Source organism: Mycolicibacterium iranicum (assembly GCF_014190915.1).
Classification (GTDB): domain Bacteria; phylum Actinomycetota; class Actinomycetes; order Mycobacteriales; family Mycobacteriaceae; genus Mycobacterium; species Mycobacterium iranicum_B.
On the sequence record NZ_JACHVU010000004.1, the window covers coordinates 128804 to 141543 of the forward strand.

The window sequence follows — 12740 nt, forward strand, 5'->3', positions numbered from 1 at the left end:
CCTCCAACCCGCTGTCCGACGACGTCGGCTGGCGCACGACCCTGTCGGACGACGACCAGACGGCCATCCGCGACCTCATCTCTGCGGCGAGGTCGGCCGACGGCGTGGCCCCCGTCGGTGATCAGGTGCTGCGCGAGCTCGGCCAGCCCCGCACGCGACACCTGGTGGCCGTCCGCGACGGCGCGATCCGCGGATACCTCAACCTCGCGCCCGCCGACGGGGACGCCGCGGCGATGGCCGAACTCGTGGTCCACCCGGATGCGCGCCGCCGCGGCATCGGCGCGGCGATGATCCGCGCCGCACTCGCCGACGGCGGCCCCGCCACCCGCGTCTGGGCCCACGGCAACCTCGAGCCGGCGCGCGCCACCGCAGCAGCGCTGAACCTCGTCGCGGTCCGTGAACTCCTCCAGATGCAGCGAACGCTGGCCGACCTGCCGCCCACGCCGTCCGTCGACGGTGTGCGTTTCGCCACATACGGCGGCCCGGACGACGACGCCGAGGTGCTCCGGGTCAACAACGCGGCGTTCTCGTGGCATCCGGAGCAGGGCGGGTGGACCGAGGCCGAGATCGCCGAGCGCCGGGACGAGCCGTGGTTCGACCCTGACGGCTTCTTCCTCGCCTTCGACGCCGACAGCGGCGCGCTGCTCGGATTCCATTGGACCAAGGTGCATTCCGCGTCGTTGGGCGAGGTGTACGTCGTCGGCGTGGACCCCGCCGCCCAGGGCCGCGGCCTCGGCGCAGCGCTCACGCTGACGGGTCTGCACCACCTCGCAGACCGGCTCGGCGGGCCCGGCCGCGACGCCGACGTGATGCTTTATGTCGAGGCGGACAACACCGCGGCGGTGAAGACGTATCGACGGTTGGGTTTCGACGTGGTCAATTCTGACGTGGCGTACGCCACCGAGACTGCAGCCCACCTGTGAACTCGCTGAACCTGTTCACGCCTCGTTAACCCGGCATCCCCGAACCGTCCACTGCGGACGCATACCTTGCCGGAGAGTTCGAGCCGCCTGGAACGTTCGAGGAAAGTGGGATAAGTGAAGCTCAACATCATCGGCAAGTCGTTCGGTACGACTGTCTCGGTCGCCGCGATCGCCGCTCTGACGCTGGCCGGCTGCGGCAGCGACAACAACGCTCCGGCAGGATCGGGCTCCTCGGAGTCCGGCTCGTCGGCGTCTGCTGCCGACTGCGGGGGCAAGGCCTCCGTCACCGCCGAGGGCTCGACCGCCCAGCAGAACGCCATCGCGCTGTTCAACCAGGTGTGGGGCCAGAAGTGCCAGGGCAAGAACCTGTCCTACAACCCGACCGGCTCGGGCGCGGGTCGCGAGCAGTTCGTCGCGGGCAACGTCGACTTCGCCGGTTCGGACTCGGCCATCAAGGAAGAGCAGGCCCAGCAGGCGGCGCAGCGCTGCGGCGGCAACCCGGCGTGGAACCTTCCGCTGGTGTTCGGCCCCATCGCGATGGCCTACAACATCGAGGGCGTCGAGGGCCTGGTGCTCAACGGCGACACCCTCGCCAAGATCTTCCAGGGGCAGATCGCCAAGTGGAACGACCCGGCCATCGCCGCGCTCAACGAGGGCAAGTCCCTGCCCGACGTGGCCATCACGCCGATCTTCCGTTCGGACTCCTCGGGGACCACCGACAACTTCCAGAAGTACCTGGAGGCCGCGTCGGCCGGTGCATGGACCAAGGGCGACGGCAGCGAGTTCCAGGGCGGCGCCGGTGAAGGCGCCCAGAAGTCGGCCGGCGTCGCGCAGGCCGTGCAGGCGACCCCGGGCGCCATCGGCTACGTCGAGAAGGGCTTCGCCGATCAGGCCGGCATCCCCTACGCCCAGATCGACAACGGCAGCGGCGCGGTCGAGCTGACCGACGAGTCCGCGGGCAAGGCGATCGACGCGGCCAAGTTCGCCGCCGAGGGCAACGACCTGACGCTGGACCTCGCGTCGCTGTACGGCACCACCGAGTCCGGCGCTTACCCGCTGGTGCTCGCGACCTACGAGATCGTCTGCTCCAACGGCTACGACGCCGAGACCGCCCAGGCGGTGAAGTCCTTCCTGACCGTGGCGGCCAACGACGGCCAGAGCGGACTGTCGGCCGCGGGGTACGTCCCGCTGCCGGAGAAGTTCAAAGAGCGTCTGCTGACGTCGATCGACGCCATCGGTTCGACCGCTTAGTTCACTGGCGCAACCGCCGTACCGCGGCGAGGATGGGTGCTTGACCGTATGACCGACAAGCTCGATGGAACTTCATTGACCACACCGAATCCGTTGGGATCGGGGTCGGGGGAGGCACTGGCCGCCCCCTTCCCCGAGCCGACCCCCATCTCGACCAACCCCTCGGGGAATGCGAAAGTCCGCGCGGGCGACCGCATCTTCCGCGGATTGGCCGAGGGGTCGGGCATCCTCATCGTGGCCATCATCGCCGCGATCGGGATCTTCCTGCTGTGGCGTGCTGTCCCCGCGCTGGCCCGCAACGAGGAGAACTTCTTCCTCTTCGGCGGCTCGTGGATCACCACGGACACCTCGGCCATGCACTTCGGAATCCTGGACCTGCTGCAGGTGACGGTGTTCGTGTCGGTGTTCGCCCTCGTCATCGCGATGCCCATCGCACTCGGCATCGCGATCTACCTGACGAACTATGCGAACAAGCGGGTGTCGGGGCCGCTGGCCTACATGGTCGACCTTCTCGCCGCGGTGCCGTCGATCATCTACGGCGTCTGGGGTCTCTACGTGCTGGCGCCGGCGATCAAGCCGGCGGCGGTGTGGCTCAACGAGAACCTCAGCTGGTTGTTCCTGTTCTCGACGGGCAACGCGTCGGTGGCCGGTGGCGGCACCATTTTCACCGCGGGCATCGTGCTCGCGGTGATGATCCTGCCGATCATCACCGCGGTGACCCGCGAGGTGTTCGTCCAGACGCCGCGCGGCCAGATCGAGGCCGCGCTGGCGCTGGGCGCCACCCGCTGGGAGGTCGTGCGGACGACGGTGCTGCCCTTCGGTATGTCCGGCTACATCAGCGGCGCGATGCTCGGCCTGGGCCGCGCCCTCGGTGAGACGATCGCGCTGCTGATCATCCTGCGGGGCACGCAGACCGCGTTCGGATGGTCGCTCTTCGACGGCGGCTTCACCTTCGCCAGCAAGATCGCCTCGGCGGCCTCCGAATTCAACGACCAGTACAAGGCGGGTGCGTACATCGCGGCCGGCCTGGTGCTGTTCATCCTGACCTTCGTGGTGAACTCGCTGGCCCGCGCTGCGGTCGCCGGAAAGGACCGGTCCGCCTCATGACCTCCGCAACGTTGGACCAGCCGGTCAAGGTGCCGACCTTCCAGGGGGTCAGCACGCGACGCAGGATCACGAACACCGTGGCGACCGTTCTGGTCACCGCGTCGGTGGTGGTCGCGATCGTTCCTCTGGTGTGGGTGCTCTACACCGTCGTCGCCAAGGGCATCGGCATCGTCATGTCCAGCACCTGGTGGATGAACTCGCAGTCGGGCATGACGGCGTTCGCCGCCGGCGGTGGCGCCTACCACGCGATCGTGGGCTCCCTGGTGCAGGCCGCGATCTGTGCGGTCATCTCGATCCCGGTCGGTGTGTTCGTCGGCATCTACCTCGTGGAGTACGGCGGCGGCACCCGGCTGGGCAAGCTGACCACCTTCATGGTCGACATCCTCACCGGCGTCCCGTCGATCGTCGCGGCCCTGTTCATCTACGCGCTGTGGGTGGCGACCCTGGGCTTCGAGCGGTCGGGCTTCGCGGTCTCACTTGCCTTGGTGCTGTTGATGATTCCGGTCATCGTGCGCTCCACCGAGGAGATGCTGCGCATCGTGCCGATGGATCTGCGCGAGGCCAGCTACGCGCTCGGCGTGCCGAAGTGGAAGACCATCTCGGCGATCGTGGTGCCGACCGCGCTGTCGGGCATCGTCACGGGCATCCTGCTGTCGCTGGCCCGCGTCATGGGTGAGACGGCTCCGCTGCTCATCCTGGTGGGCTACTCGCAGGCGATCAACTTCGACATGTTCGGCGGCTTCATGGGCTCGCTACCGGGCATGATGTACGACCAGACCTCGGCGGGTGCGGGTGCCAACCCGATCCCGACGGACCGCCTGTGGGGTGCCGCGCTGACCCTCGTCGTGCTGATCGCCGTGCTTAATGTCGGCGCCCGGTTCATCGCCAAATTCTTTGCCCCCAAGAAGGTCTAGGAGAAACTCATGGCCAAGCGCCTTGATCTGAAAGACGTCAACATCTACTACGGCGCGTTCCATGCGGTGGCGGGTGTCTCGCTGTCGGTGGAGCCGCGCAGCGTCACCGCCTTCATCGGGCCGTCGGGCTGTGGCAAGTCCACGGTGCTGCGCACCCTCAACCGCATGCACGAGGTGATCCCCGGCGCCCGCGTCGAGGGCTCGGTGCTGCTCGACGGCGACGACATCTACGGCGCCGGCGTCGACCCGGTGGGTGTGCGCAAGACCATCGGCATGGTGTTCCAGCGTCCGAATCCGTTCCCCACCATGTCGATTCGCGACAACGTGGTGGCCGGCCTGAAGCTGCAGGGCGTGCGGAACAAGAAGACCCTCGACGAGGTGGCCGAGCGTTCCCTCAAGGGCGCCAACCTGTGGAACGAGGTCAAAGACCGGCTCGACAAGCCCGGCGGCGGCCTCTCCGGCGGTCAGCAGCAGCGTCTGTGCATCGCCCGCGCCATCGCCGTGCAACCCGACGTGTTGCTGATGGACGAGCCGTGCTCGGCGCTGGACCCGATCTCCACCCTGGCGATCGAGGACCTGATCTCTGAGCTCAAGCAGGACTTCACCATCGTGATCGTCACGCACAACATGCAGCAGGCGGCGCGCGTGAGCGATCAGACGGCGTTCTTCAACCTCGAGGCGACCGGCAAGCCGGGCAAGCTCATCGAGATCGACGACACCGAGAAGATCTTCTCCAACCCGACGCAGAAGGCGACCGAGGACTACATCTCGGGCCGCTTCGGCTGAACGCCCCCGCACCGACCACGGATCGCCCCGTCTCCGCCGAGACGGGGCGGTTCTGCATTCCGGGCGCGGCTCCCGGCACCGACGAGTGAGCCCCCCGGCGATTCACCGGGGGGCTCAGTCGACTCTCGTGGTCAGCGGGACGCCGGCAGCTGTTCCTCGTCGGCGGTCCGGCCGGTGACCTGGAAGATCACCCGGCGCGCCACCTCGACCGCATGGTCGGCGAAGCGCTCGTAGAAGCGGCCCAGCAGCGTCACGTCGACGGCGGCCGCGACCCCGTGCTTCCACTCCCGGTCCATCAGCACCGTGAACAGGTGGCGGTGCAGGTCGTCCATCGCGTCGTCTTCTTCACGGATGCGCGCGGCCTTCTCGGGATCCCGGGTGAGCAGCACCTCCTGGGCGCTGTGGCCCAGTTCCACGGCGACACGGCCCATCTCGGCGAAGTAGCCGTTGACCTCCTCGGGCAGGGCGTGCTGAGGATGGCGGCGACGGGCGATCTTGGCGACGTGCAGGGCCAACGCGCCCATGCGATCGACGTCGGCGACGATCTGGATCGAGCTGACGATGGCCCGCAGGTCGCCGGCGACCGGGGCCTGCAGCGCAAGGAGGACGAAGGCTTCCTCTTCGGCGCGGACGCTGAGCGCCGAGATCTGATCATGGTCGGTGATGACCTGTTCGGCGAGGGCCAGATCGGCCTGCAGAAGGGCCTGCGTGGCTCGCTCCATGGCAATCCCTGCAAGGCCGCACATCTCGCCGAGCCGGCTGGCCAGGGCATCCAACTGCTCGTGGTAGGCGGTACGCATGTGTCAACCCTACGGCGTGGGGAACCCGTCGTCACGAACCGACGGTGAACGAAGAGTGAATGCCACCTGCCCAAATGCTGCGTGGCGGCTACTCGCAGCTGGTGTCCGCGGCGTTGGTGACGGTGAGGTCCTCGGGCAGCTCGGTGGCCGGGGCCTTGGTGCCCCGCAGGACGTGCAGCTGCACCGGGGAGCCGCTGGGTGACGGCGCGCCGACGGAGTCGAAGTTGCTGCCGAGGACCACCTGTACCACGTCGCCCATGCCGTTGACCTGCTCGATCGTCGCATCGGCGAACGACGAGGCCACCGTCGCGGCGGCTTCTTCGTTACCGGCGGAGTAGAAGACGGTCGTCTGCGCCAGCGGGCCGGGGTAGTCGTCGGGAGTGGTCACGTTGAACCCGTGCGACTGCAGCGCGCTGGCCGCGGTGGCGCCCAGGCCGGTCTGGCCGGTCGAATTCGACACCTGCACGGTCACCGTCTCCGGATCCGTGACGATCACGTCGACCGTCTGGTCACCGGGCTGCGCCGGATCCTGCTGGTCGGGCGCCTGGCCGGCCAGCGACTCCGGCGTGCCGGGCACCGGGGTGTTGTCGGCGTTGCGCTCCTCGGGGAGGGGCTCGTCGTTGATGATGGCGCTGAACAGGGCCCGCATGTCGTCGGTGCGCGGGATCTCGTTGCCCCACTCGTCGGCGTACCCGACGGTCGGCACCGTCACGAAGGTGATGCGCCCGGCGGTGACACCCTGCACGGACTGGCCGAGGTCGACGAGGTCCTTGGTGTCGACGTTGTCGACGTAGCTGTCCCCGATGAACATGTTCACGACGTTGTTGAGCTTGGACAGCGAGAAGAAGGTCTCTTTGGAGATCAGCGAGCGCAGCAGCGACGACAGGAACAACTGTTGGCGTTTGATACGGCCGTAGTCGCCGTTGGTCTCGGTGGTGACCTGCCGGGCGCGCACGTAGTTCAGCGCGGTGTGGCCGTTGACGACCTGGCGGCCGGCGGTCGGCAGCACGGTGCCCAGTTCGTAGTCCTCGATCGGGGTGGTGCTGCAGACCTCGACGCCGCCGAGAGCGTCGACCATCTTGGAGAACCCGGCGAAATCGACTGCCATGAACCGGTTCACATGCAGACCGGACAGCTTCTGGATCACCTTGACCAGACACTTGGGTCCGCCGACGGCGAAGGCGGAGTTCAGCTTGTACTCGGTGTAGACCGATTCCTTGCCGTACATCGGGGACTCTTCGTCCGTGATGGGCCCGTACTCCCGGGTCTCGGCGTTCCAGGGCTCGCATTCCATCGGGTCGATCTCGAGGTCGCGCGGAAACGACACGGCCACAACGCGTTTGCGGTTCGCCGGGATGTTGACCAGCATCACGGTGTCCGACCGGGCGCCCGCTGCGTCGTCGGTGGTGCCGGCACCCATGTCGCTGTTGGCCCCGATGCGGCTGTCGGTGCCGACGATCAGGAAGTTCTCGTCACCGAACTGTGCGTTCGGGTCGACGATGTCGCGGGAGTCGGGATCGAGTGCGGACACCCGATTGAGCAGGTTGTTCTTCGCCGACTGCCACTGCCAGGCGCCGCCGGTCAGCACCAGGGCGAGGACGGCCACCAGTGCCGCGACGACCCGCCCGGCCACACCCGCGCGGCGGTGCGAGCGGCGGGGGCGGTCGGGGAGGTGCCTGGGCGGCCGGGGCGTCGTCAGATCGGGAAGTTCGGAGGCCGGGGCGGCGATCGCCGGCAGGATCGTGGTGTCGAGGTCGTCGCCGTCGGGGTAGGGCTCGGGCTCTGGATCGGGATCCGGTGCGGCGCGGTGCCGCCTGGGCTCGGGCAGCGAGGTACCGCCGTTGATCTTGGCGATCAGGTCGGCGACGGTGACGGGTCCCGACGGCTCGTCGGTGCGCGCGGGGGAGGCGTCCTCGGCGGTGGCGGGACCTATTTCGCGCTCCCACGGCGCGGCGCCTGGCTTCGGCCGCCGCGATCGGGTAAGCCAGTCTCGGTCGGGTGTGTCCCCACTTCCGGGAAGCGAACGGCCAGGAGTGGCGTCGTCGTCGCCGTCACTCATCTTCTACCGGCCTTCCAGCGTCCCTGCGGCGTCTCGTGGGTGCGCGTCGTTGCGCACGGGCACGCAGGCCGCCGAGTGCCTGCTAACTGTCTAGAGCACTGCGCCCTGCTCCGCCACCGGAGCCGGGCAGTGTGATCCCTCATCGTACTGAGACATCCTGAGAGACATCCAGCCGCAGCCGGGTGTCTATTCCCTCTCGAAACCCTCTCGAACCGACCTCGGCGCGATCACGAACCCGTCTCGGATCCGGCGTAACCGCAGCTCAGCCGCCCGAGTGCATGACGTCGGCCCCGGCGGGCACCGTGCAGTCGTCCGGGTCGTCAAGCCAGCCCTCGGGCAGCGTGACCGAGGCCGGGGAGCCCTGACGTCCGCGCGGGCCGTTGGCGGCGTCGGGGAACGGTACGTCGGGATCGAGGGTGCCGAGCAGGTCGTCGAGCTCGGAGATGGTCTTGACCAGCGCCAGCGACCGGCGCAGATCGGCGCCGGCAGGGAATCCGTGCATGTACCACGCCACGTGCTTGCGGATGTCCCGCATTCCTTTGTCCTCTCCGAAGTGGGCAGCGAGCAGCTCACCGTGTCTACGGATGATCTGCGCCACCTCACCGAGGGTCGGCGGGGTGGCCGGCGCAGTGCCGGCGAACGCCGCGGACAGCTCGGCGAACAGCCACGGCCGTCCCAGGCAGCCACGGCCGATGACCACACCGTCGCACCCCGTCGCGGCCATCATGGCCAGCGCGTCACGAGCGTCGAAGATATCACCGTTCCCGAGCACCGGAACACTCGTGACGTGCGCCTTCAGTGCGGCGATCTGGTCCCAGTCGGCGCTGCCCGAATAGCGCTGCGCGGCGGTCCGGGCGTGCAGCGCGACGGCCGCTGCACCCTCCTCGGCGGCGATGCGTCCCGCATCGAGGTGGGTGTGGTGGGCGTCGTCTATCCCGATGCGGAACTTGACGGTGACCGGGATGTCCGTCCCCTCCGTCGCGCGGACCGCGGCAGCGACGATCTGACCGAACAGCCTGCGCTTGTAGGGCAGGGCCGCTCCGCCACCGCGCCGGGTGACCTTGGGCACCGGGCAGCCGAAGTTCATGTCGATGTGGTCGGCGAGGTCCTCGTCGACGATCATCTTCGCCGCGGCATAGGTGTTGACCGGGTCGACGGTGTAGAGCTGCAGGGACCGCGGTGATTCGTCGGGGGCGAACGTCGTCATGTGCATCGTCACCGGATGCCGCTCGACGAGGGCGCGGGCGGTCACCATCTCGCAGACGTACAGCCCGCTGACGGTGCCGGCGCGCGCCAGCTCGAGTTCGCGGCACAGCGTCCGGAACGCGACATTGGTCACCCCGGCCATGGGCGCGAGGACGACCGGGCTGCGCAACGCGATCGGCCCGATCTGCAGCGCAGATCGGGCCGGTCGGGTGGTGTCTGCTACGAGGCTGATGATCCCACCAGCTGGTTCTTGGCGGCCTTCTTCTCGGCCATCTGCCGCAGCCGTTCCTCGCGGCGCTGCTTGGCGATCTCGAACTTGTCGACGGCCTCCTGCAGCTCCTCGACCAGCAGGCCGAGGTCGTCACGCAACCGCGCACTCTCGCCGTTGAAGTCCTCGCGCTCGAAGATGCGCCACTTCTTGAGCACCGGCATCACGATGTCTTCGAGGTGGATCCGCGGGTCGTAGACGCCGCCGGAGGCGATGCTGACCGCGCGCCGGCGGAAGTCCGGGATCGTGTACCCGGGCATCTTGAAGTTGCGCAGCACCTTGTGCAGAGACTTCATCGCCTGGTCGGGCGCGATCTCGAAACCGGCCTCGGAGACGTCGCGGTAGAAGATCATGTGCAGGTTCTCGTCGGCCGAGACGCGCTGCAGCAGTTGGTCGGCGATCGGCTCGTTGCACGCCTTACCGGTGTTGCGGTGCGACACGCGGGTGGCGAGCTCCTGGAACGTCACGTAGATGACCGAGTCGAACAGGCTGTCGGCGAACAGGTCGGCCTCGATCTGGTCGTTCTGGCCGGGGCTGAAACCGCGGGTCATCTGCTCGAGGCGCAGCATCTCCAGTTCGACCGGATCGACGTTGCGCGTGACGATGAGGTAGTCGCGCAGCGCGATGCCGTGGCGGTTCTCCTCGGCGGTCCAACGGTTCACCCAGAAGCCCCAGGGGCCGTCCATGCTGAAGTTCATCGCGATCTCGCGGTGGTAGGACGGCAGGTTGTCCTCGGTCAGCAGGTTGACGAGCATCGCCACGCGGGCGGTCTCGGAGATCTGCGACTGCTCCGGGTGCCAGTCCTGGCCGCCGAGTGCGTAGTAGTTCTTGCCATCGGACCACGGGACGTAGTCGTGCGGATTCCAGTCCTTCTTCATCCGCATATGACGGTTCACGAGGGGCTCGACGACGGGCTCGAGTTCCCTCAGCAGTTGCAGGTCGGTCAGGTCTTTCGACACGACACCTCCCAGTTATCTGTACCTGATGGTTGCACTCAATATATCTGTGTATCCCGGTGACATTCAAGCCGCCGCGCCGTACCTCACACCCAGGTGGGGGCCCTGATCAGGTCGACGCCCTGCTGAGCAGTAGCTCAGCACAGTGGTCGATGAACTGCTCGCGGGTGGCTGACAACCTGTCGTCGAGATACGCCGTGAACAACGCAGTGAGTGCCCCGATCAGGCCGGTGGCAACCATCGCCTGAGTGGCGGGGTCGGTGATCTGGGTCAGGTTGTGCTGCAGCAACTCGATGAAGCTGGGCATCCACCGAGCCCCGGATCGGGCCAGGACCGGTTCGGCCTCCGGTGCCAGCAGCAGCACCCGGCCGCGGGCCGGGTCGTCGATCATCAGCGCGACGAACCGTTCGACGGCGTCGCGCATGCTGTCGGACTCCATCAGGGTGGACATCGCCGCGGCGCAGACGTCGTCGTACACCGCGGCCACGTATTCGTCGCGGTCGGCGAAGGATTCGTAGAAGTACCGCTCCGTCAGGCCGGCTTCGCGGCACACCGCGCGCACCGTCAGGTTCGGACCGCCCGGACGGCCGAGCAGGCCGATGCCCGCGGCGATCAGTTCGTCGCGCCGGAGGGCCTGGCGGTCCTGCAGCGGAACACCCGACCAGCGGCCACGTCGTTGACCGGACGCCACAGTCCTCCTAAGCTCCGTAGTGACAACACGCGTAGTCAAAAACCGTGATCCTCGTCGAGAAGAGCACCAGTGACTCAAGATACGTCCGAGATACCTCCCGTGAGCGAGGGATCGGCGACCGGATCGGCCCCGGTGGGTGCGGGTTGCCCCGTCAGCGGCGGCGGATACGACGCGCCGCCGGAACCCCTCGGCCCCGATTCGCTGACGTGGAAGTACTTCGGCCAGTGGACCGGGATGCTGCAGGGACCCTGGGCCGGCTCGATGCAGAACATGCACCCGCAACTCGGCGCCGCGGTGCAGGAGCACTCCATCTTCTTCATCGAGCGGATGCCGCGCCTGTTCCGGTCGGTGTATCCGATCGGCGGCGTGGTGTTCGACGGTCACCGCGCTCCGAGGACCGGCGCCCAGGTGCGCGACTATCACATCGGCATCAAGGGAGTCGACGACCAGGGGCGGCGCTACAGCGCGCTCAACCCCGACGTCTTCTACTGGGCGCACGCGACCTTCTTCAAGTCCACGCTGCTGGCTGCGGAGTGGCTGGGCGGCGGTCTCACCGAGGCGCAGAAACGGCAGCTCTTCGACGAGCACGTGACGTGGTACCGCATGTACGGCATGAGCATGCGCCCCGTCCCGAAGTCCTGGGAGGAGTTCCAGGAGTACTGGGACCACATGTGCCATCACGTGCTGGAGAACAACTGGGCCGCCCGCACCGTGCTCGACCTGTCGACGATGCCCAAGCATCCGTCGCTGGAATGGATGCCGGACTTTCTGTGGCGGCTGAATCTGGCGGTGATGCAACGCTTCTTCAACTTCACCACCGTCGGACTCTTCGATCCGCCGGTCCGTGAGCTCATGGGCTACACCTGGTCGCCCCGGCAGGAACGTGCGCACCGGCTCTTCGGCAAGGCCGTCCATCACGTGGTCAAGCTGCTGCCCGGGCGCGTGATGATGCATCCGCGTAAGCGTTCGGCATGGGACCGGGCCCACGGACGTCTCCCGGTCGACGCGCCGCTGGTGGAGACCCCGGCCCGCAATCTGCCGCCCCTGGCGTATCGCGACGACCCGCATTACTACAGCCCGAGGGTGTGAAGACCGGCTAAGTTTGGGCGATGCGACGAAACCTGGCGCGACGCAACGTAGTGACCGTCCTCGTCGCGGTGTTCGCCGCCTCGGCATTCGCCGTTCCGGCGGCGGCGGACCCGTCGGTGGCGCCCGGTCAGATGATCGTGGTGAGCGCACCCACGGCGGATTCGCCGACCGCCACCCTGTCCGCCTACGAACGTGTCGACGACGGGTGGCGCGCGGTGCTCGGGCCGACGCGGGCCGATCTCGGTTCGCTGGGCGTGGGGGCTCCCGAGGACGACGTCTTCCGCACCCCCGAGGGCACCTTCCCGCTCGGGCAGGCCTTCGGCCGCGAGGTCAATCCCGGCACCCGGATGCCGTACTTCCAGGCCACCGACGAGGACTGGTGGGACGAGGACGTCGACTCCCCGACGTACAACACGCACGTGCACGCCGAGGAGATCGCCTCCGACGACGCCGAGAACCTGTACGACTCCGGGCCCATCTACGACTACGCCGTCCTGATCGACCACAACCCCGAGCGGATCCCGGGCCGCTCGGCGGGCATCTTCCTGCACGTGTCCGACGGCGAACCGACCTGGGGCTGCGTGGCCATCGACCGCGATCAGATGCGGTCGGTGCTGCAGTGGCTGGATCCCGCGGCGCACCCGCACATCACCATCCGCGTCGGGTCCGACGGGCCGCCCGCCCTCTGAC

Annotated in this window: 12 protein-coding genes; 7 read left to right on the forward strand and 5 right to left on the reverse strand. The window is 67.9% G+C overall.

The genetic code is table 11. From position 1 onward, the window contains the following. The first annotated feature begins 11 nt into the window (after nt 1-11). The 5 genes from mshD to pstB all read left to right on the forward strand — a co-directional run bounded on the left by mshD (nt 12) and on the right by pstB (nt 4981). Nucleotides 12-923 carry a mycothiol synthase gene (gene mshD, locus FHR72_RS11040; protein WP_183468436.1) on the forward strand — a complete coding sequence of 304 codons (912 nt, stop codon included), beginning with the start codon at nt 12-14 and terminating at the stop codon, nt 921-923. Nucleotides 924-1037: 114 nt separating this feature from the next. Beyond that, nucleotides 1038-2174 (forward strand): phosphate ABC transporter substrate-binding protein PstS, encoded by a 1137-nt coding sequence (gene pstS / locus FHR72_RS11045; protein ID WP_183468013.1) that lies wholly within the window; start codon nt 1038-1040, stop codon nt 2172-2174. A gap of 48 nt (nt 2175-2222) precedes the next feature. Next, nucleotides 2223-3281 (forward strand): phosphate ABC transporter permease subunit PstC, encoded by a 1059-nt coding sequence (pstC, locus tag FHR72_RS11050; RefSeq protein ID WP_183468014.1) that lies wholly within the window; start codon nt 2223-2225, stop codon nt 3279-3281. Beyond that, nucleotides 3278-4195 carry a phosphate ABC transporter permease PstA gene (pstA, locus tag FHR72_RS11055; protein WP_183468015.1) on the forward strand — a complete coding sequence of 306 codons (918 nt, stop codon included), beginning with the start codon at nt 3278-3280 and terminating at the stop codon, nt 4193-4195. Before pstC ends, pstA begins: the two co-directional genes overlap by 4 nt. 9 nt (nt 4196-4204) lie before the next feature. After that, nucleotides 4205-4981, forward strand: a complete 777-nt coding sequence (gene pstB, locus FHR72_RS11060) for a phosphate ABC transporter ATP-binding protein PstB (RefSeq protein ID WP_183468016.1) — start codon at nt 4205-4207, stop codon at nt 4979-4981. Between the two features lie 131 nt (nt 4982-5112). Here pstB and phoU read toward each other — a convergent pair whose 3' ends face one another. From phoU to FHR72_RS11085, 5 genes are all read right to left on the reverse strand, one after another. Then, a complete protein-coding gene (gene phoU, locus FHR72_RS11065; protein ID WP_183468017.1) occupies nt 5113-5781 on the reverse strand; it encodes a phosphate signaling complex protein PhoU in 669 nt (222 codons plus the stop codon). A gap of 88 nt (nt 5782-5869) precedes the next feature. Beyond that, on the reverse strand, nt 5870-7840 hold the full coding sequence (locus FHR72_RS11070) for an LCP family protein (protein WP_183468018.1): 1971 nt from the start codon (nt 7838-7840) through the stop codon (nt 5870-5872). Nucleotides 7841-8102: 262 nt separating this feature from the next. Further along, a complete protein-coding gene (dusB, locus tag FHR72_RS11075) occupies nt 8103-9236 on the reverse strand; it encodes a tRNA dihydrouridine synthase DusB (RefSeq protein ID WP_183468438.1) in 1134 nt (377 codons plus the stop codon). 29 nt (nt 9237-9265) lie between these two features. Further along, a complete protein-coding gene (locus FHR72_RS11080) occupies nt 9266-10273 on the reverse strand; it encodes an acyl-ACP desaturase (RefSeq protein WP_183468019.1) in 1008 nt (335 codons plus the stop codon). A 106-nt stretch (nt 10274-10379) separates the two neighbouring features. After that, nucleotides 10380-10961, reverse strand: coding sequence for a TetR/AcrR family transcriptional regulator (locus FHR72_RS11085; RefSeq protein ID WP_183468020.1), 582 nt, complete (start codon nt 10959-10961; stop codon nt 10380-10382). A 69-nt stretch (nt 10962-11030) separates the two neighbouring features. Between FHR72_RS11085 and FHR72_RS11090 the strand changes: the two genes are divergently transcribed. Further along, nucleotides 11031-12050, forward strand: coding sequence for an oxygenase MpaB family protein (locus FHR72_RS11090; protein ID WP_183468021.1), 1020 nt, complete (start codon nt 11031-11033; stop codon nt 12048-12050). A 20-nt stretch (nt 12051-12070) separates the two neighbouring features. Beyond that, nucleotides 12071-12739, forward strand: a complete 669-nt coding sequence (locus FHR72_RS11095; protein WP_183468022.1) for a L,D-transpeptidase family protein — start codon at nt 12071-12073, stop codon at nt 12737-12739. The last annotated feature ends 1 nt before the right edge of the window (nt 12740 follow it).